Source organism: Nocardia sp. NPDC059195 (genome assembly GCF_042754695.1).
Taxonomy (GTDB): Bacteria; Actinomycetota; Actinomycetes; order Mycobacteriales; family Mycobacteriaceae; genus Nocardia.
The window spans coordinates 206,940-231,641 of sequence record NZ_JBHZBG010000011.1 but is presented as its reverse complement, the minus strand read 5'-3'; the positions used below and the strand labels follow the sequence as shown (position 1 = coordinate 231,641).

Annotated in this window: 26 protein-coding genes; 13 read left to right on the top strand and 13 right to left on the bottom strand. The window is 67.9% G+C overall.

Features of this window, described 5'->3' with window-relative positions:
• Positions 1-116: 116 nt before the first annotated feature.
• Positions 117-1,217: an agmatine/peptidylarginine deiminase gene (locus ACFXKN_RS17115; protein WP_378940584.1), complete on the bottom strand. Its 1,101-nt coding sequence runs from the start codon at positions 1,215-1,217 to the stop codon at positions 117-119.
• A 189-nt stretch (positions 1,218-1,406) separates the two neighbouring features.
• Here ACFXKN_RS17115 and ACFXKN_RS17110 point away from each other — a divergent pair, with 189 nt between their 5' ends.
• Positions 1,407-2,363: an alpha/beta fold hydrolase gene (locus tag ACFXKN_RS17110; RefSeq protein ID WP_378940583.1), complete on the top strand. Its 957-nt coding sequence runs from the start codon at positions 1,407-1,409 to the stop codon at positions 2,361-2,363.
• Positions 2,364-2,438: 75 nt separating this feature from the next.
• Here ACFXKN_RS17110 and ACFXKN_RS17105 read toward each other — a convergent pair whose 3' ends face one another.
• Positions 2,439-3,068, bottom strand: coding sequence for a class I SAM-dependent methyltransferase (locus ACFXKN_RS17105; protein ID WP_378940582.1), 630 nt, complete (start codon positions 3,066-3,068; stop codon positions 2,439-2,441).
• Positions 3,069-3,189: 121 nt separating this feature from the next.
• Here ACFXKN_RS17105 and ACFXKN_RS17100 point away from each other — a divergent pair, with 121 nt between their 5' ends.
• Both ACFXKN_RS17100 and ACFXKN_RS17095 read left to right on the top strand, forming a co-directional pair.
• Positions 3,190-4,053, top strand: a complete 864-nt coding sequence (locus ACFXKN_RS17100) for a DoxX family protein (RefSeq protein ID WP_378940581.1) — start codon at positions 3,190-3,192, stop codon at positions 4,051-4,053.
• Positions 4,054-4,288: 235 nt separating this feature from the next.
• Complete coding sequence (locus ACFXKN_RS17095) at positions 4,289-4,579, top strand: hypothetical protein (protein ID WP_378940580.1); 291 nt, start codon at positions 4,289-4,291, stop codon at positions 4,577-4,579.
• Here the strand turns inward: ACFXKN_RS17095 and ACFXKN_RS17090 are convergent.
• Positions 4,576-4,899: a hypothetical protein gene (locus tag ACFXKN_RS17090; RefSeq protein ID WP_378940579.1), complete on the bottom strand. Its 324-nt coding sequence runs from the start codon at positions 4,897-4,899 to the stop codon at positions 4,576-4,578. The two genes, ACFXKN_RS17095 and ACFXKN_RS17090, sit on opposite strands and share 4 nt — an antisense overlap.
• A 19-nt stretch (positions 4,900-4,918) precedes the next feature.
• Positions 4,919-5,404, bottom strand: coding sequence for a MarR family winged helix-turn-helix transcriptional regulator (locus ACFXKN_RS17085; protein ID WP_378940578.1), 486 nt, complete (start codon positions 5,402-5,404; stop codon positions 4,919-4,921).
• Between the two features lie 68 nt (positions 5,405-5,472).
• Between ACFXKN_RS17085 and ACFXKN_RS17080 the strand changes: the two genes are divergently transcribed.
• Positions 5,473-6,909: an MFS transporter gene (locus ACFXKN_RS17080; RefSeq protein WP_378943062.1), complete on the top strand. Its 1,437-nt coding sequence runs from the start codon at positions 5,473-5,475 to the stop codon at positions 6,907-6,909.
• Here ACFXKN_RS17080 and ACFXKN_RS17075 read toward each other — a convergent pair.
• Positions 6,906-7,646, bottom strand: a complete 741-nt coding sequence (locus tag ACFXKN_RS17075; RefSeq protein WP_379433347.1) for a helix-turn-helix domain-containing protein — start codon at positions 7,644-7,646, stop codon at positions 6,906-6,908. The genes ACFXKN_RS17080 and ACFXKN_RS17075 overlap by 4 nt on opposite strands.
• Before the next feature lie 395 nt (positions 7,647-8,041).
• On the opposite strand from ACFXKN_RS17075, the gene ACFXKN_RS17070 reads away from it, so the two are divergent.
• From ACFXKN_RS17070 to ACFXKN_RS17060, 3 genes are all read left to right on the top strand, one after another.
• Positions 8,042-8,626, top strand: a complete 585-nt coding sequence (locus ACFXKN_RS17070) for a CHAP domain-containing protein (protein ID WP_378940576.1) — start codon at positions 8,042-8,044, stop codon at positions 8,624-8,626.
• Positions 8,627-8,814: 188 nt separating this feature from the next.
• A complete protein-coding gene (locus ACFXKN_RS17065; RefSeq protein ID WP_378940575.1) occupies positions 8,815-9,963 on the top strand; it encodes a hypothetical protein in 1,149 nt (382 codons plus the stop codon).
• A gap of 162 nt (positions 9,964-10,125) precedes the next feature.
• Positions 10,126-10,836: a DUF1906 domain-containing protein gene (locus ACFXKN_RS17060; protein ID WP_378940574.1), complete on the top strand. Its 711-nt coding sequence runs from the start codon at positions 10,126-10,128 to the stop codon at positions 10,834-10,836.
• Between the two features lies 1 nt (position 10,837).
• On the opposite strand, the gene ACFXKN_RS17055 is transcribed toward ACFXKN_RS17060, so the two are convergent.
• Positions 10,838-11,188: a hypothetical protein gene (locus tag ACFXKN_RS17055; protein WP_378940573.1), complete on the bottom strand. Its 351-nt coding sequence runs from the start codon at positions 11,186-11,188 to the stop codon at positions 10,838-10,840.
• Between the two features lie 99 nt (positions 11,189-11,287).
• On the bottom strand, positions 11,288-12,007 hold the full coding sequence (locus tag ACFXKN_RS17050; RefSeq protein WP_378940572.1) for a hypothetical protein: 720 nt from the start codon (positions 12,005-12,007) through the stop codon (positions 11,288-11,290).
• 324 nt (positions 12,008-12,331) lie between these two features.
• Here ACFXKN_RS17050 and ACFXKN_RS17045 point away from each other — a divergent pair, with 324 nt between their 5' ends.
• Positions 12,332-13,588: a mannosyltransferase gene (locus ACFXKN_RS17045; protein WP_378940571.1), complete on the top strand. Its 1,257-nt coding sequence runs from the start codon at positions 12,332-12,334 to the stop codon at positions 13,586-13,588.
• 3 nt (positions 13,589-13,591) lie between these two features.
• On the opposite strand, the gene ACFXKN_RS17040 is transcribed toward ACFXKN_RS17045, so the two are convergent.
• Both ACFXKN_RS17040 and ACFXKN_RS17035 read right to left on the bottom strand, forming a co-directional pair.
• Entirely contained in the window at positions 13,592-13,879 is a 288-nt protein-coding gene (locus tag ACFXKN_RS17040) for a 4a-hydroxytetrahydrobiopterin dehydratase (RefSeq protein ID WP_378940570.1), read from the bottom strand.
• 20 nt (positions 13,880-13,899) lie between these two features.
• Complete coding sequence (locus tag ACFXKN_RS17035) at positions 13,900-14,076, bottom strand: hypothetical protein (protein ID WP_378940569.1); 177 nt, start codon at positions 14,074-14,076, stop codon at positions 13,900-13,902.
• Between the two features lie 125 nt (positions 14,077-14,201).
• Between ACFXKN_RS17035 and typA the strand changes: the two genes are divergently transcribed.
• The 4 genes from typA (at position 14,202) to ACFXKN_RS17015 (ending at position 19,430) form a co-directional block, all read left to right on the top strand.
• A complete protein-coding gene (gene typA, locus ACFXKN_RS17030) occupies positions 14,202-16,103 on the top strand; it encodes a translational GTPase TypA (RefSeq protein WP_378940568.1) in 1,902 nt (633 codons plus the stop codon).
• Positions 16,104-16,332: 229 nt separating this feature from the next.
• On the top strand, positions 16,333-18,066 hold the full coding sequence (locus tag ACFXKN_RS17025) for an ABC transporter family substrate-binding protein (protein ID WP_378943055.1): 1,734 nt from the start codon (positions 16,333-16,335) through the stop codon (positions 18,064-18,066).
• The gene (mshB, locus tag ACFXKN_RS17020; protein WP_379433346.1) at positions 18,063-18,944 is read left to right on the top strand and encodes an N-acetyl-1-D-myo-inositol-2-amino-2-deoxy-alpha-D-glucopyranoside deacetylase; all 882 of its coding nucleotides are present in this window, start codon (positions 18,063-18,065) and stop codon (positions 18,942-18,944) included. Before ACFXKN_RS17025 ends, mshB begins: the two co-directional genes overlap by 4 nt.
• A 66-nt stretch (positions 18,945-19,010) precedes the next feature.
• Positions 19,011-19,430 carry a hypothetical protein gene (locus ACFXKN_RS17015; protein WP_379433345.1) on the top strand — a complete coding sequence of 140 codons (420 nt, stop codon included), beginning with the start codon at positions 19,011-19,013 and terminating at the stop codon, positions 19,428-19,430.
• Here ACFXKN_RS17015 and ACFXKN_RS17010 read toward each other — a convergent pair.
• Positions 19,420-19,773 carry a DUF1622 domain-containing protein gene (locus ACFXKN_RS17010; protein WP_379433344.1) on the bottom strand — a complete coding sequence of 118 codons (354 nt, stop codon included), beginning with the start codon at positions 19,771-19,773 and terminating at the stop codon, positions 19,420-19,422. The two genes, ACFXKN_RS17015 and ACFXKN_RS17010, sit on opposite strands and share 11 nt — an antisense overlap.
• Before the next feature lie 69 nt (positions 19,774-19,842).
• Positions 19,843-20,583: a TetR/AcrR family transcriptional regulator gene (locus tag ACFXKN_RS17005; protein WP_379433343.1), complete on the bottom strand. Its 741-nt coding sequence runs from the start codon at positions 20,581-20,583 to the stop codon at positions 19,843-19,845.
• A gap of 165 nt (positions 20,584-20,748) precedes the next feature.
• Between ACFXKN_RS17005 and ACFXKN_RS17000 the strand changes: the two genes are divergently transcribed.
• Positions 20,749-22,266: an MFS transporter gene (locus ACFXKN_RS17000; protein ID WP_379433342.1), complete on the top strand. Its 1,518-nt coding sequence runs from the start codon at positions 20,749-20,751 to the stop codon at positions 22,264-22,266.
• 45 nt (positions 22,267-22,311) lie between these two features.
• Here ACFXKN_RS17000 and ACFXKN_RS16995 read toward each other — a convergent pair whose 3' ends face one another.
• Both ACFXKN_RS16995 and ACFXKN_RS16990 read right to left on the bottom strand, forming a co-directional pair.
• Positions 22,312-24,141, bottom strand: a complete 1,830-nt coding sequence (locus ACFXKN_RS16995; RefSeq protein WP_379433341.1) for a PH domain-containing protein — start codon at positions 24,139-24,141, stop codon at positions 22,312-22,314.
• Positions 24,138-24,638 carry a PH domain-containing protein gene (locus ACFXKN_RS16990; protein WP_379433340.1) on the bottom strand — a complete coding sequence of 167 codons (501 nt, stop codon included), beginning with the start codon at positions 24,636-24,638 and terminating at the stop codon, positions 24,138-24,140. Before ACFXKN_RS16990 ends, ACFXKN_RS16995 begins: the two co-directional genes overlap by 4 nt.
• Between the last annotated feature and the right edge of the window lie 64 nt (positions 24,639-24,702).

The following is a 24,702-nucleotide window of genomic DNA, read 5'->3' as shown; positions in this document are numbered from 1 at the left end:
CGCCTCCGGTCGTGCGCTTTCCCGGGGTGGGGGGCTCCCTGTCTGTGGGTTCTCGTTCCCCACCCTATTCCCCCCTGGGGGGGGGGGCGCCGGGGGGCCACCCCGCGGGCCGCGGCTCAGTCGACGGGTTCCTGCTGCGTGGTGCAGTGGATGCCACCGCCACCAGCGGCGATGCCGTCGATATTGATCTGCACCACGTCGCGGCCGGGGAACAGTCGCGTCAGAGTGGCCGCGGTGGCGCTGTCGGCGGCCGGGTCGCCGAACTCGGGAGCGATGACGGCACCGTTGCAGACGTAGAAGTTGATGTAGCCGGCGGCGAAGTCGTCGCTCTCGAACTGTTCACGCACGGTCGACGGCCCGGTCAGCACCTCCACCTGCACGGGGCGGCCGTGGACGTCGGTGGCCGCACGCAGGATGTCGAGGTGGCGGCGGGTGACGTCGTAGTCGAAGGAGTCCGGGTCGTTGTCGAGTCCGGCCACGACCACGCCGGGGCCGGTGAAGCGGGCGTAGAAGTCGGTGTGCCCGTCGGTGATGTCGCGGCCGGCGATGCCGGGCAGCCAGATCACCTTCTTGATGCCGAGCAGGTAGTCGAGCTCCTCCTCGACATCGCGCTTCTTCCAGCCGGGGTTGCGATTGCTGTTGAGCACGCAGCTCTCGGTGATGATCGCGGTGCCCTCGCCGTCGACCTCGAGCGCGCCGCCTTCGAGCACCAGATCGGTGTGCCTGGTCTCGACGCCCGCGCGCGCGGTGACGAACTCCGCGACCTTCGCGTCGGCGCGATACTCCTGCTTGTCGCCCCAGCCGTTGATGTTGAAATCCACACCGGCCTTGGCGTTTCCGCTGCGCACGAACACCGGGCCGGTGTCGCGCATCCACAGGTCGTCGAGGTCGGTGGGGATCAGCTCTACGTTCGCGGTGCGGATCAAGCGCTGCGCCTGGGCCAGTTCGCCGGGGCGCACCAGCATGGCGACCGGTTCGAAGCGGGCGATCGTGGTGGCGATGGTGGCCAGATTGCGCTGCACCTCGGGGACCAGGTCGGCGCCCCAGATCCGTTCATCGGCCGCGAAGGCCATCCAGGTGCGCTTGTGTGGCTGCCCCTCCTCTGGCATGAACCAGGGCCTGCCGTCGTCGGTTGTCGTGCTGGTGTCAACACAGCCTGTGCCCAGCACACTGCCGAGTGCGGCCAGCGTGGTCTGGACGAACGTGCGTCGTCGCATCTGCCTTCTCCTTCCGGCTACCAGCACTGTAGAACCTGACTGAAAATTTAGTCAAGGACCGTGACGGGTGGCACCTTGGTGGGATTCTGCGCACCCTCGGGGGAGCGGCCCCAGCACTCGGGGTCCTGATAACGGCACCTGATCGGGCGCAGAGTTGATGCTGTCACCGCACGCGAACCGGAGGTTCCGATGTCGAACATCAGCTCGATCGCCCACTCGGGCGAGCGTCGTGTTTCGGTGACGACCGGTGACGGTGTGGAGCTCGCGGTGCGGGAATACGGTCGGCGGGACGCGGATCTGACGGTTGTCCTGATTCATGGGCACTGCCTGCGGACCGAGTCGTGGGCGGAAGTGCGGGACGCGTTGTTGCGCGAGCACTCCGATGCCAAGGTCGTCTGCTACGACCATCGCGGGCACGGTGACTCCGCCGCGGCGTCGAGGCAGACCTACAACATCGAACAGCTCGCTCATGATCTGCACGAGGTGCTCGACATCGTTGCCCCGACCGGGCCGGTCGTGCTGGTCGGGCATTCGATGGGTGGCATGACCGTGCTGACCTACGTCGACCGGTACCGGCACGAGGTGGGGACCCGCATCGTCGGCGTCGGGCTCGTCGCCACTGCCGCGAGCGGACTCGCCGACGCCGGCTTCGGGCGGCTGCTGCGTAACCCGATCATCGCCGGCTTCCAGGCGGCGGTTCGGCGGGCACCGCGCCTGATGCAGCACGTGAAGCTGCTGGCCTGCAAGGTTTTCGCCCCGGTCGTTCGCGCCGCCGAGTTCGGTGATCGCAAGGTCAGCCAGCGTGTGCTCACGCTGGCCGAGGCGATGCACAACGCGACGTCGATCGTGACCATGGCCAGCTTCCTGAGCGCCTTCAAGACCTTCGACCGCACCGCCGCCCTGTCCACCCTCTCGACCATCCCCACCCTGATCCTGTGCGGCTCGGCCGACCTGATGACACCCCCGTCCCATTCCGTCGCCATGGCCGCCGCCGTCGACTACGCGGATTTCGTGCAGATCGACGGCGCGGGCCACTCGGTGATCTTCGAGCAGCCCGCGCAGGTCGCCGAGGCGGTGGCCCGGCTGGTCGGTCGGGTGAACCGCGCCGACCGGATCGAAGCCGCCCAGCTGGTCCTCGCCGCTTGAGCCGGCCGAGAGAGGCACGACCGTTCATGACCATGCGCGGCCCATGAGCTCGGCCGTGTTCAGGTCCTCAGCGAGCTAGCTCAGTCGGTGCAGGTCGGTATCGGATGACGACTTCGCTACTGCCAGCGCTGCGTGGGAGCGGACGTCGCCGGATGCTGGGTGTTGGAGGCGGGCCTGTTCGGTGAAGCCGGCTGTGGCGAGAACCTCGGCGAGGGTATCGGTGGGCCAGCGGTAGGCGGTGGTCACTTTGTGGGGGAAGGATTCGACCGTGTCGGTGGATTCGAAGAAGCCGATTACCAGGCGGCCGCCGGGGGTGAGTACTCGGTGGAATTCCGCCAGCACGGTGGGGAGTTCGGTGGGGTCGAGGTGGATGAGGGAGAACCACGCGAGGATGGCGGGGACGGAATCGGTGGGGGCGTTCAGGGTGCGGAGCGAGCCGAGTTCGAAGGGGACGCCGGGGTAGGTGGTTCGGGCGTGGGTGATGAATTCGGGGACCATGTCGATGCCGGTGGCGGGGATGCCCGCGTCGGTGAGGAATTTGGTGAAGTGGCCGGGGCCGCAGCCCAGGTCGAGGACCGGGCCGGGGGACAGATGGGTGCGGGCGAAGGTGGTGTCCTCAGGGTCGAGGAATTCGAGGTGGCCGCAGACCTCGATGTAGAGGGTATGGATGGCCGAATACGCGGCTTGAACGGTGTTGTCGGGCACCCGGTCGACACTAGCCACTGGACAGGGCATGCCCGGTTCCGTCCATCGTTTGTCCTGGGGGGACCCGGGTAGTCGAATGTAGGGAGCCGTTTTCCCAGTCGTAGACACGAAGGGATCGACGATGCCGATCAAGCCTGTTCGACGCATTGCTCGCGCGCTGCTGGGGACCACATTCGTGGCCGCCGGAGTGAACGGGTTGATGAATCAGAAGCCCCGCGCCGACGCCGCGAACGCGCTGGCCGAGAAGGGCAGAACCGGTCTGCCCGACGCGCTGGCCGCGCGGGTGCCCGACGATCCGAGTCAATTCGTGCGAATCAACTCCGCGGCGCAGGTCGTCGGTGGGTTGTTGCTGGCCACCGGACGGGCACCGCGACCCGCGGCGCTCGTGCTCGCCGCGACTGTCGTACCGGGGACCGTCACCGAGCAGGACTTCTGGGCCGAGAACGATCCCGACCGCAAGGCGGCCAAGCGGGTTGGCTTCCTGAAGGATCTCGGACTGCTCGGCGGATTGATGATCGCGGCGTCCGACACCGAGGGCAAGCCGTCGCTGGGGTGGCGGGCTCGCAAGGCGTTCTCGCGCGAGGAACCGCGCATCGCGGCCGAGGGCGCCGCTCTCGCGGCGGCGGCCAAGGTTCGGGGCGCGCAGATCGCCGATGTGGCCCATGGGCAGGGCGAACATCTGGCGGTGGTCGCGAGCGAGCGTGGTTCGCAGCTGGCCGAGATCGCCAGGGAACGCGCGCCCCAACTGGCCGAGGCGATTCGCAACCGCGGTGCGCACCTGGTCGAGGTCGCCAAGGAGCGCGGCCCAGAGGTCGCCGAGGTGGCGCGGACCAAGGGCGCTCATTTCGCTGAAGTCGCCAAGGAGCGGGGCCCTGTGCTGGCCGAATCGGCCCGGACCCGCGGATCGCACCTGGTAGACGTCGCCAGGGAACGCGGCTCCGACCTGGCGGAAGCGGCCCGCGAGCGCGCGGAGAACAGAACGTAGCCGCGAACTGCCTACCTCACCGGCGAACCGGCCGGTCAGTACGCGGATGCCCCGACAATCGTGGTCTGGTGCGCCGATCTGGTTGTGGCGCACCATAGACACGGGGTCGGGCAAACCGACGGACTCACCGCGCAGGCCGATATTCGGAGCAATCCGGGCGAATTCGGTTTGGCGGTGAGTTCTGGTGTGAATACTGGGCATTCGCAATATATTTCGACAGAGTGGGATCCATCTGATGTTGTCCGGTCGTGAAACGTCCAAGCCGTATGCCGTTCGAGTAGCAGTGGTGGGAGCGGCGGTGCTGGTCGGACTGCTCGGTTCAGCGGGAACCGCCGCGGCACTTCCGGGTTCGGGCTCGGCATCGGGTTCGGCCAGTGGCTCCGCGGACCTGGCATCGGGTTCGGCGTCCGGTTCGGCGTCGGTCGGTCCGGCGACGGCGGCCGGTGCCTACCTCACGTGGCAGTCGGCGCAGTTCATCCACAACACCCTGCGCATGCTGCTGTCTGTCCCGATGCGCAACATCTAGTTCCAGGTCTTTTCCCAGCGCTCGGCCGCCCAGTCGCGCACCTCGCCGCTGAGCAGAATCGCGGGAAGCAGTAGCGCGAAGCCGATCAGCAGGATCGCCAGCCGCACCCACACGCTGAGTTCGCCGAGCGCGCGCAGCAGCGCGGGCAAGACGCAGACCACGGCGAGCACGACGAGGACGATCGCCGCGAGATTGTGTCCGGGCCCGGCGATCAGCGCGGCGCAGATGCCGAAGCACAGACCGAGGACCAGTCCGCCGACGCCGACGAAGTAGTTGTCCCAGGAAAGCCAGCTCGGGCGGGTAGACCGGTGAGTGACCACGCCGCGCAGCCTAGCGCGATCAGCCTTCGCTGTGCGGCGGTCTGGGCCACGGGTTTTGCTCCAGCTGTTCGACCGACCGATTGAACTTGCGCATCAGCCTGCTGAGCTCGGTGACATCGCCATCGTCCCAGTCGGCGACGACCTTGCCGATGTCGCTGCTGCGGTGCCGCCGGTCCGCCGCGAGCGCGGCCTTGCCGTCGGCGGTGGTCTGGATCTTGCGCGCGACGCCGCCGTCCGGATCGGGCACCCGTTGCACCAGTTCCTGTTTCAGCATCGCGCCGACCTGCCGGTTGATGGTGGAGATGTCGAGCTGGAACGACTCCGACAGCTCGCGCAGGCTCAGCGGTTCGCCGAGATCGAGCCGGGTCAGGATGAGAAACGCCGAACGGTCGAGCAGGAAACCGGGGCGCCTGCGGGTGGTCGTGGGGAAGTACCGCGAGATCAGGTTCAGCTCGAACACCAGGCGGGTGAACGGGGTGTCGTCGGCGGCGCCGGAATCGGACATGTGCCAACTATGTCGCGTGGGTCACCCCGGAGCCAAATTGTGTACTATGCACATGCTGTGTACCGTCCATATTCGTGTCTGTCACTGCCGCCGACGTCTCCCCGGCCACCCCCGAAACCCGCCGCCCGGCCCCCGCCGTGCTGATCGCGGTGCTCAGCACGGTCGGCATCGTCGTCTCGCTCATGCAGACGCTGGTCATCCCGATCATTCCGTCGCTGCCGACCCTGCTGAACACCTCGGCGTCCAATGCCTCCTGGGTGGTCACCGCCACCCTGCTGGCGGGTGCGGTCTCGACGCCGATCGCCGGACGACTCGGCGACATGTTCGGCAAACGGCGCATCCTCGTCATCAATCTCGGCTTCATGATCGTCGGCTCGGTGGTCTGCGCGCTCGCGAACTCGCTGCTGCCCGAGGTGATCGGCCGGTCGCTGCAGGGCGTCGCGGTGGGCGCGATCCCGCTGGGGATCAGCATCATGCGCGACGAACTACGGCCCGAGAAGGTCGGCGGCGCGATGGCCGTGATGAGTGCGACCCTCGGTGTCGGCGGTGCCATCGGCCTGCCGTTCTCGGCGCTGATCGCGCAGAACGCGAACTGGCACGTGCTGTTCTGGACCGCGGCCGGGCTCGGCGTGCTGTGCGCGGTGCTGGTGTTGGTGTTCGTGCCGGAGTCGCCGGTGCGCACGCCGTCGCGCTTCGATTTCGGTGGTGCGGTCGGGTTGTCGATCGCCCTGCTCACCTTGCTGATCGGCATCACCAAGGGCGCCGACTGGGGCTGGGCGAGTGGCTCGATCCTCGCGCTGTTCGGTCTGTCGCTGGTGAGTTTCCTCGGCTGGGGCGCCTATGAACTGCGCCGGTCCTCGCCACTGGTCGACCTGCGCGTGTCGGCTCGCCCGCGCGTGCTGTTCACCAATATGGCCTCGATCGCGGTCGGCTTCTCGCTCTACGGCATGTCCCTGACCTTCCCGCAGTTGCTGATGGCGCCCGAGGAAACCGGCTACGGTTTCGGGCTGTCGATGGTGGTCGCGGGCCTGGCGATGGCGCCGACCGGTCTGGTGATGATGCTGCTGTCCCCGGTCTCGGCGCGGCTGTCGGCGAAGAAGGGGCCGAAGTTCACGCTGGCGCTCGGCTCGGCGGTGATCGCGCTCGGCTACCTGTGCGCGGTCGTCATGATGGACACCGTGTGGCAGATCGTGCTGTCGGCGGTCATCGTCGCGGGCGGTGTCGGCCTGGCATACGCGGCCATGCCCGCGCTGATCATGGGTGCGGTGCCGCTGAGCGAGACCGGCGCCGCCAACGGCCTCAACTCGCTGATGCGTTCCATCGGCACCTCGACGTCGGCGGCCGTGATGGGTGTGGTGCTCGCGCACATGACGATCAACCTCGGCCCGCACGTGCTGCCGTCGCGAGAGGGTTTCCACACCGCCTTCTTCATCGCGATGGCCGGTGCGGTGGCCGCGATCGTGCTGACCGCCTGCATTCCGCTGGGCAAGGCCGACAAGAACTAGATCTCCTCGGTCGCCGGGCAGAACGTGATCAGCGACCACTCCCGGCGCGGGTGCGCGAACTCGAAATTGAGCATGGACATGAGGGTCGGCGCCCCGGTGCCGGGATCGCGCAGCGTCAGGACCGGGCTGTCGATGTCGTGCGGTTGTTGCGGCTCGGTAGTCCACAGGTGCTCCCACTCCGGTGCTGCCGAGCACGCCGCGACGAGCTCGTCGATCCGCTGCTGCGGCACCACGCCCGGGCTCATCACCCGGAACCCGTAGACACTCAGATGGATCTGCTTGGCCCACTCGATGACCACCGTGCGGGAGATCGGGTCGAGCAGCATCCATTCGAGCAAGGTGGTGCCGGGGACCAGCCCGGGAAAGAACCGCTCCCACGCCGCGTTCACGGCGAGCACATCGAAGGTCGGGTACACCTGGACGCTGGCTGGGTGGGGCAGGCTGTGCAGCAGAACCAGATCCGCCGCGGGCAGGTCGTTGAGCTGGGTGGGCGCCGGTTCGTCGTAGCGATGCGACAGCGACAGCGCGACGAGGTGGTTGCGGAACACGTCGGGCACGTCCAGCGCGTCGAACAGCGCGGTCAGCGCCTCCAAAGTCGGTACGCGCGTGCCCTGTTCGATCTTCTGGATGAGCGCGGGCGAGATGCCTGCCGCCTCGCTCAGCGCCGCCCTGGTCAGTCCCGACGATTCGCGGCGTTCACGCAGATACCGCGCAATCGGCGCGTGCGGGTCTTCCACGTGGTGTTCCTCTTTTCGGTTGCCGGTACAAATTGGGACAGTCGCCCAGCTTGACCGAGGGTAAAGGTTTCGCAAAACTCATCACAGCCGGGCGGGACAGCGCGTGGTTGTTCGACCAACGCGCACCGGCCGATTTTCGGTTCAGTGCTGGTCGGGCCAGTGTGTTCCGGAGCGGATAGTGTTCGATTCCACCTCTGCGCGGACGAATTATCGCCGGAGGGGACGGCGCGCGCTCGGTTGTGCGCGCCGAGAGCGATTGCCGGGCTGAAAACCCGGGTGGCGCAGGGGTCCATCCGGTCCTCGCCCCGTCCGCTTCGGAAAACACTCGTGATCGGGAACCGAAAGCGCTCGTGATTCGTCCAATAGGTCAGAAGGATGAACGAGAGTGGGGGGCGATGACGCAGATTCAAGCCGAACGACCTGGACGACGCACGTCCTGGATCGCCGGAATCTCCGGGCTGCTGGCGGCGGCGACAGTGGTGGCCGTCGGGCTGGTGTGGTGGCAGCACGATTGGGGCGATCAGTTCCCCGCACTCGACAGCGAACACCTCGACGAACAGCAGATCGTGCTCGTCGACGTCTTGCGCCGCGAGCACGAGCAGCCCGGTGACGGCCCGAAGTACGCCGAGGGTGTTCAGGAGGCCTGGTGCGCCGACTTCGTCAGCTGGACGATGCGCGAGGCGGGCAGGCCGCTGGCCAACCCGAACTCCGGTTCCTGGCGCATTCCCGGCGTCTACACGCTGCAGGAGTACTACCAGCAGGTGGGCCGCTTCACCCGACCCGACGTCGGCTACCGGCCGCGCACCGGCGACGTGGTGCTCTACGGGCCCGACAGCCCGCTCGGTCAGCACACCAACATCGTGTTGAAGGCCGAGGGCGACACGATCACCACCATCGGCGGCAACGAGATGGGCGGGGTTCGGGTTCGCACGATCACACCGGCTGAGACCGCCGATCTGGTCGGTTATGGAAGATTCTGAAATCGATTGGCGCTCAAGACAACTGCGGTGATCCTGGACGGCGGTACCACGCCGATACCCGTACGATGGATGTCGCGGCGCCCGGCAGCGCCGTTGCCGGCTCCTCCGTCCTGCTTCCCCCTCATCGGCAGGACGGGGGAGTTGTGCCACCAGCAGGGGGTTCGCGGTCGTCACGTACCGTGTTCGATGTGCGTGTGAAGGTGGGCGAGAAGCCACGTCGTGACCCGATGTGGATCGAGTACGCCGATTTCGGTGAACGGTTCGTCACCTACGCGGTGACCGAGGAGCGCATCACCGCCGCGGTGTCGGGGATGACCGGGCGTGGCGTGAAGATCGGGCCGTTCTCCCTCGGGCCCGCCGGACTGGCCGGTTTCGTCGCCGAGGGCACGCTCGGAACCCCCGTGGTCACCCGCACGCCCGGCGACGCGCTGAGCTTCGGCGTGCGGATCCCGCTGACCCTGGCCGTGAACCTCGTCCTCGGTGGACGCAAACTGCGCCTGGCCGCCGTGGTGGAGATCGGGCTCACGCTGCATGCCCGCACCGCCGCGCCGCTGCTGGTCGTGATCGATGTCGCACCGGTGATGGCCAAGGATGTCAGCTTCACGCTGCGCGCCGAGGCCATCGACAGTGCGTGGGAGATGCTGCTCGACCCGATCGCGGGCCTGGTGCAGCGCGAGGTCGCCAACCGGGTCAACGCCATCGTCGGCGATCCGAAGGTTCGCTCGGAGCGGGTCTTCGATATCGAGGCGATCCTGGACGGCTACCGCTCGCCGCACCGCAACGACACCGTCTTCGAGTGGATCGACTACCGCGAATTCGGTCTGCGCTTCTTCACCACCATCGTCACCAGGGATCGCGTGCACGGTGTGGTCGGCCAGCTGGCGGGCAGTGCGATCGAGATCGGACCGCTGGCCGAGGGTCCGCGCGGCGCGGCCACGGTGACCGTGCGCGGCGCGATCGAGCAGCCGCGCGTGGTCGATCGCGGCCTCGGCGCGCCGGGTGACCCGCGGATCTTCGACATGACATTGCCGGTCGGGCTCGACATCACCGTCGACGTGCTCAAAGCCAACCACTACCGCGCCGACCTGGAGATTCCGCTGGTCCTCACGGCCAGGGCCGCCGAGCCGTTGCAGATCGTGATCGAGGTGCCGCCACCCGCGATCGAGGACATCTCGATGGAATTCAGCGCGAAGGGCCTGCGCGCGGCGACCCTGGCCCGGCTGGCCGGGATCAAGCGGCAGATCGTCGGGCAGGTTGTCGCGGTGGTCAGCACCGAGTTGGCCGATCCGACCGGTCGCACCATCGACGTGGGCGCGGCGATCGACGGCGCGACCTGAGTCTGTGACTCGTGGGGCGAATGTTGCCGTTGGTTCTGGCGGTTCCCCTGGGGTTGTGGTGCAATGAATCGCACGTTCTAGACTCCCGGCGCGCGATTTTCGGGGAAGGCGCGCCGGGTTCGCTTGCCGGTTGAAGGTCGGGTTGCGCGAAGGAGTCCTGCGATGCGTTCTGTTCCGGTGACCAGGCGGAAGTTCTTCGGCTTCGCCGCCGCCGCGGCCACGATCGGGGCCGGCCTCGCCGCCGCGCCCGCCCGCGCCCAATCCTTCGGCACCATGGTCGACTACGCCGCGGGGGTTCCCTCCGCCGCGTCGATCGCCTCCGAAGGCCACATCGGCGTCATCCGCTACGTCTCCGAGCGCAGGCCGGGCGCGGAGTGGATGGCGGGTAAACCGCTGTTGGCCGCCGAGGTCGAAGACCTGTGGGCCAACGGTCTGTCGATCGTGTCGAACTACCAGTTCGGCAAGGGCCCGACGGCCGACTGGCGCGGGGGCCTCGAAGCGGGCAAGGAACACGCCGAGCGCGGCTGGGCCATCCATGTCGCCGCGGGCGGACCCGACACCGCGCCGATCTACGCCTCCATCGACGACAACCCTTCGGTCGAGGAGTTCGACGAGATGATCGCGCCCTATATCGAGGGCTGGCAGTCGGTGCTCGGACCCGAACTCGTCGGCATCTACGCCAACGCGCCGACCATCGACCGCGCACTCGACGCGGGCCTCGGTTCCTGGTTCTGGCAACACAACTGGGGTACCGAGCGAGGTTTCGTGCACGGCTCCGCGCACCTGCACCAATTCGAGATCGACAAGCGCGCGATCGACGGCATCGGCGTCGACCTGAACCGGGTACTGGCCGAGGACTACGGCCAGTGGTGAACTAGGTCTGGCAGTGGCAGGTCGCTCCGCAGCGAATATCTGGCTCGTCGTCGGGCATCACGCGCAGCGCGGGCCTCATCTCGGGTTCGGCGAGCACCCCGCGCCACGACATCAGCGACCACCGCGACAGACCCGACAGCGCCGACCCGATACTGGCGAACGACAGCGACGAGATCGCCGACCCGAACGACCCGATCGACCCGACGGACAGCACCGACCCGACACTGCCGATGGACAGCACCGAATAGGCCGATCCGATCGACAGGATCGACCCTTCGGACCGATAAGACAGGATCGACCGGCTGCTCCGAATCGACCGAACGTTCCGGGAAGAACCATGCGTGGTCGCCATCGTCTCGGTTTACCACATCGCGATGCCCGCGGGAACAGCCGAAAATAACTGAGCCCGATCCGTTCTCGAGGAACGAATCGGGCTCAGTGTGCGTCGTGCTCAGACGGTGAAGAAGCCCAGGGTCGGCAAGAACGTGCAGGTGCGCGGTGCGGCGCCCTCGGCGGCGGTGGTGAGCGAACCCGAGATCACCGCGACGACGCGGCCGTGACCGGTGTTCGCGACGGCCGACAGGGTGGCCGGACCACCGGGGTTGATCTTGGCCTCGTCGGTCAGCGTCTGGATCGCGGACTGGCGGGTGTCGAGGTTGAGCCACTGCACCGTCATCGGCGGGTTCTGCTCGCCGGTCGGCGCCTTGGTGCCGAGTGCGGTGAACACGAAACCGGCCTGCCCGGCGGCGGGGCCGGGCGGGGGCAGCTGCGCCGGACCGGCGACCGCGAGCGCGGTGCCGACCGAATCGGCGCCGTCGCCGATGCAGCCCTTGCCGATCGTCGGGTAGAGGAACTGCGCGATGGCCGGGCCGTCCTGCGGGAGTTCGGGACCGCCGCCGCCGCTGCCGTCGAGGAAGGTGATGATCCGCTCGAGGGTGGCCTTGATGGCGGGCGGCAGGTTCAGCGTGGCCAGCAGTACGCGCGCCTGATCGAGCAGGGCGGTCTGCGGGCTGGCGATGTCGGCCGGGCCCGCGACCAGTCCGGCCACCGCGGGGGCGAAGGCGGCTAGCGCGTCGACCGGGACGCCTTCGGGCACCATCGGGACACTGATCGGCGCCGCCTGCGGGGCGGGCGCGGGCGCGGCGACGGTCGATGCCGGCGCAGCCAGCATGGCGCCTGCCGCAAGGGCGAGAGCGGTCGTTACGATCCGCGATCCTCGGCTACGAAGCACTTGTCCAGCCGTCCTTACCTCGATGGAGCGATGGGCGAGGGTTGTCGAGCCCAGCATGTCGGGGGTCACTCTAAGGACAACGCCGCCGTGTTGTACAGCCGCCGGGCCCAACGCGGCGCACCAGCCGAAACCATGTTCATCGACGTTAGTCCCGCATGCTGTTACACCTGGGGATGTTGATGTAAATGTTACCCATGGTGTCGTCGTGGCCGGTGGTCGCGGGGGACCGGTCGGCGCCTGGTTAAAGTAGCGGAGCACCGCGAAATGGCGCGCGACGCCTCCCATCCGACCGAAAGCCTGGCCTTGAACAGACACCTCCGATGGGCTCTCGCGCTGCTCGGACTGTCCGTGCTCGCCCGGCTGGCCTGGATGCTCTTCGCCCCGAACGGGCTCAATGTGGTCGATCTGCACGTCTACGTGGACGGCTCGGCCGCGCTGCTCACCGATCGGCTCTACGACTTCACCTACTCGGAGGTGACGCCGGACTTCCCGCTGCCGTTCACCTATCCCCCCTTCGCCGCGCTCGTGTTCTTCCCGCTGCACTATCTGCCGTTCACCCTCGTGGCGGTCGGCTGGATGCTGGCCACGGTCGCCGCCCTCTACGGCGTGATCCGGATCAGCTTCGAACTGCTGCTCGGCGCGGAGAAGGCCAAGCGGACGCCGTGGATCACCGCGGCCGTCGGCTGGACCGCGCTCGGCGTGTGGCTCGAGCCGGTGCGAACCACGATCGACTACGGCCAGGTCAATGTGTTCCTGGTGCTCGGCGCGATGCTGGCCGTGCGCAGTGCGCGCTGGTGGATCTCGGGCACCCTCGTCGGCGTGATCGCCGGGATCAAGCTGACCCCGGCCATCACCGGCCTGTATTTCGTGGCGCGGCGGCGCTGGGCGACGGTGCTGTGGTCGGCGGCGGCCTTCGGGCTGACCGTCGCTGTGAGCTTTCTCATCAATGCCCACGAGGCGAAGCGCTATTTCGGCACCTTGCTCGGCGATGCCGACCGGATCGGCCCGGTGGGCTCGGTGTGGAACCAGTCGCTGCGCGGTGCGCTGAGCCGCATCCTCGGTCACGACGTGCAGTCGGGGCCGTGGTGGCTCGCCGCGGTCGCGGTCACGGCCGTGCTGGCGTTGTGCGCGTGGCGCACCCTCGACTCCGACGACCGGCTCGGCACCCTGGTGCTGGTGCAGCTGTTCGGGCTGATGATCTCGCCGATCTCCTGGTCGCACCACTGGGTATGGCTGATCCCGACCGCGCTGTGGCTGCTCTACGGCCCGCTGCGGGCCGAGCGGGTCGCGCGGATCATCGCCGGGTTCTGGGTGTTGACGATGCTGGTCGGCGTGCCGTGGGTGCTCTCGTTCGCGCAGCCGACGATCTGGACCATCCCGCGCCCGTGGCCGCTGGCCTGGCTCGGCGCGGTCGATGTGATCGGCGTGTTCGTCCTGTTCGGCTGGCTGATCTGGCACGGCCGCGACACCCTGCGCGCGCAACTCCCCGGCCGTCGCACGGCCGAGGTGCCCGCTGGCTGAGGCTCAGCCGACGATGTCGTCGATGGTGTGCGCCATCGCCGTATCGAGCGAGGTCAGCCCGCCCGCCGAATGCGTACTCAGCGTGAAACGCAGTGTGCGCCAACGGATATCGATATCGGGATGATGATCGGCCGCCTCGGCCGCCGTGGCGACCTTGCGCACCGTCTCGATTCCGGCGAGGAAGCTCGGTGCCTGCACCGTGCGGGTGATCGCGTCACCGTCGCGCGACCACTCCGGCAGGGTAGCCAGCGCGATGGTGAGTTCGGGAGCGGAGAGCAACGAAGTACCCATACTTCGGTTGTACGCCTCACTCACTTCGCGCGCGCCGACTTCAAGGCCTTTTTGAGATCTTTACCGCACGTTCCGGCGGCCTCGGCCTTCTTCATTCGCATGATGACGACGGGGCATTTGAAGCAGCGCGTCTTCTTCCTGCAGCACTTTTTCTTCGGCTTCAGGCTCGAGACCTTCTTTGCCTTCACCTTGCCCATGGGAGTTAGCGTAGCCTAAGTACAAAGCCTGACACGAGACTGCCACTGGAGTACCGGTAGGATGTAACAGGCCGCGATGCCAGATGAATGCGCGCCAAATACCCCAACAGCAGGAGGATCCAGGCGTGTCGTCTTCACGCGATTTTCGCAACGTCGCCATCGTGGCCCACGTCGACCACGGCAAGACGACGCTGGTGGACGCCATGCTTCGTCAGTCGGGCGCGTTCGCTGAGCGAGCCGAACTGGTCGACCGAGTCATGGACTCCGGTGATCTGGAGCGCGAGAAGGGCATCACCATTCTCGCAAAGAACACCGCGGTTCATCGCCATAATGCCGACGGTTCGCTCACCGTCATCAATGTGATCGATACCCCCGGCCACGCCGACTTCGGTGGCGAGGTCGAGCGCGGCCTGTCCATGGTCGACGGTGTCGTGCTGCTCGTCGACGCGTCCGAGGGCCCGCTGCCCCAGACCCGCTTCGTGCTGCGCAAGGCCCTCGCGGCCAAGCTGCCGGTCATCCTGGTCGTCAACAAGACCGACCGCCCCGACGCTCGCATCGCCGAGGTCGTCTCCGAGTCGCACGACTTGCTGCTCGACCTGGCCTCCGACCTCGACGACGAGGCCGCCGAAGCCGCCGAGCTGGCGCTGGACCTGCCGGTCCTCTACGCCTCGGGCCGTGAGGGCAAGGCGTCCAAGGAGCAGCCGGAAAACGGTTCCGCTCCCGACGCCGAGAACCTCGACGCCCTGTTCGAGGTGCTGATGGACTACATCCCGGCACCGAAGAGCAACAAGGACGCGCCGCTGCAGGCCCACGTCACCAACCTCGACGCGTCGGCGTTCCTCGGCCGTCTGGCCCTGGTCCGCATCTACGCGGGCGAGCTGCGCAAGGGTCAGAACGTCACCTGGATCAACGCCGACGGCGCCAAGACGGTCAAGATCACCGAGCTGCTGCAGACGATCGGTGTCGAGCGTCAGCCCGGCGAGGTCGCCGAGGCCGGCGACATCGTCGCCATCGCCGGTATCCCCGACATCATGATCGGCGACACCCTCGCCGATCCGGAGAACCCGGTCGCGCTGCCGCGCATCACCGTCGACGAGCCCGCCATCTCGGTGGTCATCGGCACCAACACCTCGCCGCTGGTCGGCCGGGTGCAGGGCCACAAGCTCACCGCCCGCATGCTCAAGTCGCGCCTGGATTCCGAGCTCATCGGTAACGTGTCGCTGCGCGTGCTCGACATCGGCCGTCCCGACGCCTGGGAGGTGCAGGGTCGTGGTGAGCTGGCGCTGGCCATCCTGGTCGAGCAGATGCGTCGCGAAGGCTTCGAGCTGACCGTCGGCAAGCCGCAGGTGGTTACCAAGCAGGTCGACGGCAAGACCCACGAGCCGTTCGAAGAGCTGACCATCGACTGCCCCGATGAGTACCTGGGCGCGATCACCCAGCTGCTGGCCGCCCGCAAGGGCAAGATGGTGCAGATGAGCAACCACGCCGCCGGTTGGGTGCGCATGGAGTTCATCGTCCCGTCGCGTGGCCTGATCGGCTTCCGCACCGTGTTCCTCACCGAGACCCGCGGCACCGGCATCGCCAACGCCGTCTCCCACGGTTACGCGCCGTGGGCCGGTGAGATCCGCGCTCGCCACACCGGTTCGCTGGTGTCCGACCGCGCGGGCAGCGTCACCCCGTTCGCGATGATCCAGCTGGCCGACCGTGGTCAGTTCTTCGTCGAGCCGGGTGCCGACACCTACGAGGGCATGGTCGTCGGCATCAACCCGCGTGCCGAGGATCTCGATATCAACGTGACCCGCGAGAAGAAGCTGACCAACATGCGCAGCGCCAACGCGGACACCTTCGAGACCATGGCCAAGCCGTTGCAGCTCGACCTCGAGCTGGCGATGGAGTTCTGCACCGAAGACGAGTGCGTCGAGGTCACCCCCGAGGTGGTTCGCGTGCGCAAGCTGGTGCTCGGCGCCAACGAGCGGGCCCGCGACCTGTCGCGTCGCAAGGCCCGTGACAAGGCCGCCGCGAACTAAGGCGTAGACGAAAAGTGGGGCGGTGCTACGGCACCGCCCCACTTCGCGTTTGTCAGCGCCCAGCGGGGGTTGGCCCGCCTCGGTCTGGACTGAGTAGAGGGTGCGACGAAGGAGTACCCGGAGGGAGGGAAGACCGAGGTTACGAGGGCCCAACCCAGCGGCGCCAGCCGCGAATTGACGCGGTAGAGTGCGCAGAGTGAGTTCGGGGCGGCGCGCAGGGTGGCGGGCGATGGTGCTGGCGATGATTGCCTCGACGGCGGTCGTGGCCGGTTGCACGGCGAATCCGCCACCACCGATCGAGTCTTCCGATTCTCCCAAGACCACCCAGGCCAAGCCGGGCAAGAACACTGTGGTCGTCGCGATCGACGACATCGGGATCGGTTTCAATCCGCATCTGCGCTCGGATCAGTCGCCGGTGACCAGTGCGGTGAGTTCGATGGTGCTGCCGAGTCCGTTCCGCGCCGCGCCGAGCCCCGTGCATCCCGGCCTGGTCGACTGGGTGCCGGATTCCTCGCTGATCGTGTCGGCCGATGTGACGGCGCAGGAGCCCTTCACCATCACCTACACCCTGCGCAACCAGGCCAACTGGTCCGATGGCGCCCCGATCGCGGCCGAGGACTTCCGGTTCCTCTGGCAGCAGATGATCAGCCAGCCCGGTGTGGTCGATCCGGCCGGCTACCGGCTCATCTCGGATGTGGCGTCCTCGGGTGGCGGCAAAACGGTCACGGTCACCATGACCCAGCCCTATCCCGCCTGGCGTGAACTGTTCTCGAACCTGTTGCCCTCGCATCTGGTGAAGGATTCGCCGGGTGGGTTCACCAGCGGCCTGGTCGACAAGATCCCGGTCTCGGGCGGCAGTTTCACCATCAAATCGGTCGATCGCGGACGCGACGAGATCCTGCTCGAACGCAACGACCGCTTCTGGGGCACGCCCGCCTCACCCGATCAGATCCAGTTCCGTCGTGGCGGCACGCCCTCGCAGCTGGCCGAATCGCTGCGCACCGGCGACGCCCAGATGGCGCTCGTGCACGGCGGCGTGGCGACGCAGGCGCAACTGGCCGCGATCCCGTCGGTGCGGACCACGATCATGCCGCAGGCCCGGGAACTGCAACTCGCGCTCAACGGCCGCTCCGGCGACCTCGCCGATGCCAGGGTCCGCAAGGCGGTGCTCGCGCTGCTCGACCCCGCCCTGTTGGCAACCGTCGGCGCGCAAACCGGCGGCTGGGTGGAACCGGCACGCGCACAAGTGCTTTCGCCGTCGAGCCCCAGCTACGTGCCGACCGCGCCGCCGCGGATGACCGCCGACGAAGCGTTCGCATTGCTGGCCGAGGCCGGTTACGGCCGCGCACCGGAGACGCCACAGACCGGCTCGCCCACCTCGCCCGCGCCGCGTCCGCGCTCGGTGGCGCGCAACGGTAAGGGGCTGTCGGTGCGGATCGGCGCCGTCACCGAGGACGCGACGGCGCTGGCTGTCGCCAACACCGCAGCCGACCAATTGCGCAGTGCCGGAATCGATGCCAGTGTTCGCGGCTTGGCCGCCGACGAGCTGTACGGCAAGGACCTGATCGAATCCTCGATCGACGCCATCGTCGGCTGGGAGATGGCAGGCGGCGACCCGGCCACCGCGCTGGCCTCGCGCTACGGCTGCGCGCCGGTCGCACCGGCCGGTGCCGAAGGTCCGGTACTGGCCGCGGCCGAGGCTTATCGCCAGGCACCGAGCAACATCGGCGGGGTGTGCGACCCGACCATCCAGCCGTCGATCGATGAAGCCCTGCGTGGGTTCGAGGTGCCGCGGATCCTGGCCGAAGCCGAGCCCCGGCTGTGGGAACTGGCGACTGTGTTGCCGATCGTGCAGGACAACGTCGTCGCGGCGGCCGGTCCGCGCGTCGACGGTGTGTCGCTCTCGGGTGCCATCCAGGTCGGCATCTTCGGCGATACGGCCCAGTGGCGGAGGATCCCGTGACCGATACCGGCGGACTGCTCCTCGTCCACGCGCATCCTGACGACGAAACCCTCACTACGGGCGGCACAATCGCGCATTATCGCCGCCGTGGCATCCCGGTGACCGTGGTGACCTGCACGCTCGGCGAGGAGGGCGAGGTCATCGGCGAACGGTGGTCGCGCCTGATCGCCGCCGAAGCCGACCAGCTCGGCGGTTATCGCATCGCCGAACTCACCGCCGCGTTGTCGGCCCTGGACGTGGGCGAGCCGTGGTTCCTCGGCGGCCCCGGCCGGTGGCGCGATTCCGGTATGGCGGGCACGCCGTCGGCCGCGAATCCACGCGCCTTCGTGAATTCCGGTGACGCCGCCGTCGACGAGCTCGTCGCGGTGATCCTCGAACTACGGCCCCGCGTGGTCGTCACCTACGACCCGCGCGGCGGCTACGGCCATCCCGACCACATTCGCGCGCACGAGATCACCACCGCGGCCGTCGCGGCCGCCGCGGAACAGGGCTGGGATGTCCCGAAGTTCTACTGGACCGTCACCGATGGCGACCTGCTGCGCCAGCACACCGCCGCGCTGGCTCGCCGCACCGTCGACGAACTGCCGGGCGCGCTGCCCGCGGGGTGGCGTCTGCCGATCGAGCCCGAACTGGCCGCCATGTCCACGAGCGGGGTGACCACCGTGGTCGACGTCTCCGATATGGTCTCGGCCAAGCGAGCCGCCATGCGCGCGCACGCCACGCAGGTCACCGTCGCGCCGAGTGGCCGGGAATTCGCGCTGTCGAACAACATCGCGCTGCCGGTGCTGCCGGAGGAACACTTCACGTTGGTGCGCGGCACGCGTGGGCAGGTGGGTGCCGACGGGTTCGAGCACGACCTGTTCGCCGGTCTCGATTGAATAGCCGATCGCGGGCGATCAACTCGGTGCGGCTGCCGGTGGGCTCGGCCGAATAGACTCACGCCCATGGTGACCGATCACGATCAGCCCACCGCCGTGCTGCGGTCCTCGCGCCTTCCCGGTCTGCCGGATCCGCTGATCTCGGGACTCATCGTCGTGCTGCTGTTCGTCGCAGCGCTGATCACCTTGGCCGTCGAAGTGCTTTTCCTGCCCCTGTATATCGGCTCACTGGCCTTTCCGGTGGTGGCGCTGCTGGCCGCACCGATCAACATCGCCCTGGTCTACGGCATGGAATCGGTGACGGATCGGGTCGGCTTCACCTTCGCCCCGATTGTGGTGTGGGTCTTCGGGTTCCTGGTGTGCGCCTCACGCGGTCCCGGCGGCGACATCATGCTCGGCAGCGACGGCCGCACCCTGCTGCTGTTCGCGTGCGGTGTGCTCGCACCCGCGGGGTACATGTATTACCGCTCGAACGTCAGTCGCTAGATTTCGTCCGCTGCCACGGCCACTGCCCGGTCAATTCGAGTTCGAGCGAGTAGCTGAGGAACGTTCGTACTCCCACGATCAGCGCAAGCACGCCGACACTGGTGAATGTCGGTGAGATCGCGACCGTGCGGATGATGTCGGCCGCGACCAGGAATTCCAGTCCGAGCAGGATCGCCCGGCCGAGCCCGCGCCGGTAGGTGCGATAGGCGAGGTCGAACTCTTGGTGCGCGGCCAACTGCCGCAGGAACCGGATCGTGCCGACCAACCCGCCGATGACGATGGCCGCGACACCCGCCGCGTCCAGCCCCTGGCCTGCGGTCTCGACAACCTCGGTGAACTGCACGCACAACCCCTAGCGTCAGCGGCACGGCGATCGAATCGAACGCTACCCGCGTCGACCTCGCCTGCGCTGCTATCGGGCGTGGCGGGTTTCCGCGCCGTCCAGGATCAGGTCGATGGCGTGGGTGAATCGGCTGATCACGCCGTTGGCCGCTTCCTCGACCACCTGCGGACGCTGCTCGACATAGCGCCGGTGCAGGCGCGGATACTGCTGTGAGGCGGCCTCGCTCGCCGCCATCACCTGGTCCACCCACTGCTGTGTCGACAGGCCGCTGCGCGCGACCGTCATCATCATCGCGGCCTCGTTGCCGCACGAGCCGGCAATGAACTGGAATACGGCGTTGGTCGCGATATCGACTACCTCGTCGTCGAAGCCGCCTGCTTCCACGATGGCGACCATCGAGTCGGTCAGCCGCATCATGTTGGGCCCGAGGTAGGTCAGCGCCGCGCTGCTCAGCACCACGGTGATCCATGGGTGCGCCAGGATCGTCGCGCGCAATCCATTCGCCTGTTCGTGCATCACCGCGCGCCAGCGTTCGGGATCGGGCGCCGGCGTCGGCGTTTCGCCGATGACCTGGTCGACGACGAGTTCGAGCAGTTCGTCCTTGTTCGCCACATGGGTGTACAGCGAGGTCGCGCCCGCGCCGAGGCGGGCGCCGAGCTTGCGCATGCTCAATGCGTCGAAGCCTTCGGCGTCGAGCAGGGCGATGGCCTCGGCGACGATCTGGTCGCGGCTCAGCGTGGGTTGGTCGCGCCGTTCCCGCGCGGGCCTGGTCCACACCGAGGTGATCTCCGTCGAGCCGGTGCTCGTCATCCGCTGCCTCCTCGCGTCTACGACTTCGCCGATCAGCACAGCATAGCCCCGCTTGAACACTGTACGGAGGCCGAACGCCGCTCCTATTGCGAACAGTGTGCGGTGACCGTACAGTGTTCGACATGACCGCACAACGTGCGGATGGCGCTTCGAAAGGGGAGCAAGATGCTCACAACGACTCCGCCGGATCAGACGGTCCGCAACCCACGCCGGTGGCTGATCCTGATCGTGCTGTGCCTGAGTTCGCTGGTGCTGGTAGTGGACAACATGGTCCTCACCGTGGCCATCCCGCAGATCGCCACCGATCTGGGTGCGGGCGCGCAGGACATCCAATGGATCATCGACGCCTACCTGCTGGTCTTCGCCGGCCTGCTGCTCACCTCGGGCAGCCTCTCGGACCGGTTCGGCCGCAGGCTGGTGATGGTGATCGGCCTGGTCGTCTTCGGCGCCGCGTCGCTGCTGGCCGCCTACGCGGGTAGCGCGGAGATGCTCATCGCCGGGCGCGTGCTGATGGGCATCGGTGGGGTGCTGATCATGCCGAGCACCCTGTCGATCCTGATCACCGTCTTCGACGACGACGAACGGCCCAAGGCGATCGGCGCGTGGAGTGCGGTGGCGACCGTCGGCATGGTCGGCGGCCCGGTGGTCGGTGGTGTACTGCTCGAGCATTTCTGGTGGGGCGCGGTGTTCGTGCTGAACGTGCCGATCGTGGTGGTCGCCATCGTGGCGGCGCTGGTGCTGATGCCCGAATCCAAGGGCCCGTGGCGCAAGCCCGACTTCCCCGGCATGCTCACCTCGATCATCGGCATGACCGCGCTGGTGTGGACCATCATCTCGGTGCCGCACGCGGGCTGGACCGACGCCGGTGTGCTGGGTGGTTTCGCCGTGACGGTGATCGCCTTGTCCGCCTTCGTGCTTCGTGAACTGCGCACCGACTCACCGATGGTGCCGCTGCAGTTGTTCCGCGACCGCACCTTCACCGGCTCCAGTTTCTCCCTGGTCCTGGTCACCTTCGCCAACGGTGGTTTGGTCCTCGTGCTCACCCAGTACCTGCAGTTCGTCCTCGAGTACTCGCCGATCAGCACCGCGCTGGCCTTCACTCCGATGGCGGTCACGCTGCTGATCGCCAATGGCATCGGCGCGGTGCTCGTCGGCAAACTCGGGCCCCGCATCGTCACCATCGCGGGTCTGATCGTGATCGCCGCAGGCTTCGCGGTACTGGCCACCCTCGACGCGGGCGCCGGGTTCACCCTGCCCGCCGTCGCGATGGCACTGCTCGGGGCCGGTGCCGGTCTGGCCATGCCCGCCGCGATCGGTGCGTTGATGAGTGCGGTTCCCGGCGAGCACGCCGGCGTCGGCTCCGCGCTCAACGACACCATTCAGCAGGCGGGCGCGGCACTGGGCGTCGCGGTGCTCGGCGCGATCCTGGCGGGCACCTTCGCGGGGGCGATGCCGGATTCGGTGCCGTCGGCGGCGCGGGAGTCCATCACGGGGGCGCTCGGTACCGGCGAGGCGACGGTCATCGGGCTGGCGCGGGATGCGTTCTGTACCGGAATGCAGGTGACGTTCGGGGTGGGTGCGCTGTGCGCGCTGGCCGCCGCGGTGTTGGCGGTGGTGCTGATGCGTGATGCGAAAACCGTTGTGGGCGAGGCTGATCTGGCGAAGGAATCGGTAAACGCCTAAGCTGACGACGCGGAATGGCCGGGAGTCCAAGGGCGCCCGGCCATTTCAGCGTTCACCTAGCCGGCCCGGGGTCACTGCCTCGATCAGCGCGGCGGCCTGATCGATCGGGATATCGACCACCAGGTATGCCTTCTTGCCCGCCGCGGTGGCCGCGACGACGGTAGCGAGTCCGGCTCGGCGCTGCCAGAAGGTCTGTCGCACAGTCCATCCGATGATGCCCGGCGCTTCGAGGCAGTCGCGATTGCGGTCGAGGCTGCCACGGCGGGTGATCAGCCAGGTCGGGCCGGTGGTGCCGGGGAGTACACGGTGGCCCAGGCCGCGGTACCGGTCTTCGGCGAGGATGGCCATCACGAGGGCGAGGACCACCGGTATCGTCCAGGTCCACGGTGGTAGGTGACCGCCCGTGAGCACGATGGCGAGCATCGCGACGACCACGGCACCGACGGGCCACGCGGCCCGGGTATAGCGGCGACGGCGGGCGGCGGGTCCGTGTCTGTGCAGCTCGACGGCGCCGAGTGCGGAACCGGTGATCGGTTGCGGCGCAATCGAATCCGCGAGCACGGCGTTCGACCCACCTTTGGTGAGGGAGGTCGCGACCGGGCGCTCGGTGTCGCCGGTTTCGGTGAAGGCGGACGCCGAGCTCGATTCGTCGCGTCGGGCCCAGGTCGAGTCCGGTGCGGGGGCGGTCGATTCGTCGTGCCGGGCCAGGGTCGAGTCCGGTGCGGGGACGGTCGGTTCGTTGTGGCGGGGCACGGTCGAGTCCGGTGCAGGGACGGTCGGTTCGTCGTGGCGGGCCCAGGCCGAGTCACCTACGGGGACTGTCGATGCGTCGGCGTGTGGGCGTCGGCGGGTGCGGAGGAGTTCGTCGAGGGTGCGTTCGACGGCGGTGCGTGGGGCCTGCGGGAGGATCTTCTGGCGTGGGTTCTCGCCCGTCATGATCATTTCGAGCTGGGCGGCTTTGGCGGCGCGCAGCAGGAGTGGTTCGCTGAGGGTGGCGCCGCGGAACCGCGCCAGGTCCAGGGTGATCTGCCGGGCGGTGAACAGGCCGTGGCGCAGGTGCAGGGTGGCGCCGTTGTCGAGCACCCGCAGGCCGAACCAGGTGGCGAGGTACTGGGCGCACGCGGCCAGACTCACCAGCACCAGCGACAACACGGTCAACCCGGTGATGACGATGACGACGATCATCGCGGTGTCATCGTCGAGATGTTGCACGACAGCACTTTCCGACAGCACATCGATGAGCCCGTACTGCGCGCCGAGCCCGGCGATCGGCGCGACGACGGCCAGCCCGGTCAGCGACAACGGCGCGTACCGCACCCACGCCGCCTGCCAGTGCCCGATCTCGACCCCGGAATCCGCGTGGGCATCGGGTTGCGAGACATGCGGCGCCCCCGCGCTATCGAGGTGGGCGGGTGCGTGTTGACCGGTGTGCGCGAGCAATTCGGCACGCAACGCCGGGATCTGACTCGTGTCGAGGGCGTCGAGCTTGAATTCCTCACCCTTGTCGGTCTGCTTGCCGGTTCCGATGGCCAGCACCGCCAGGCCGAGCGCCCGGTGCAGCAGATCGGCTTCCACGTCCACCGATCGAATCCGTGGGCGCGGCACCGATAACGTCCGGCGCGCCACGATCCCGCTGCGCAGCTGCACGTGATCGGCATCGATCCGATACGACGTGGTGAACCACCGCGCGACGCCGAACGCCGCGACGAGCGTCACCGGAATCAAACTCCACAGCGGATTGCCACTGGTCGTGCCGACGATGATCGAACCGAGCAGCACCGGAATGTATTTCATGATCTCGTTGACCGGATACACCAGCAGCATGCGCGGGTCAAGGCGCTGCCAGTCATTTTCGGTCCGCGCGGGTGCGGTCATGTGGCGTCTCCGCGATGCTGCGCGGCGATGGCGGTCAATCGCAGCACTGTTTCCTCGGCGACCGGCAGGTCCAGTGCACTGATCTTCACCGCCCCCGCCGACGACGCGGTGGTGACGGTGACCGTCGCCAGTCCCAGGATCCGTTCCAGCGGCCCACGCTCGGTGTCCACGGTCTGCACCCGCGAAATCGGCGCGACCCGAGACTCCTGGTCCAGCCACCCCACCCGCGTGTACACGGCATCATCGGTGACCTCCCACCGATGCACCGCGTACCGCCACACGGGAATCACCACGACCGCGACCACCGCGAGCACCACGAGCACCAACCCGGTGAGCACCTGCCAGCCACGACGGTCCCCGTCGAACACCGCCCACACCGCGAGCGCCACGAACAACACGACCACCCCGATCGCGTTCTCCGAAGCCCACAGCAGCTTGGCCTTGGCACTCGGACGCCAGGCAGGTTCGGCCAGGATGGTGGAGCGTGGCAGCGACATGCTGCCCATGGTTCCATGCGCGTGCGACGAGTTCACCCCGTCGGGAATATGCGCGGTCGGCAGG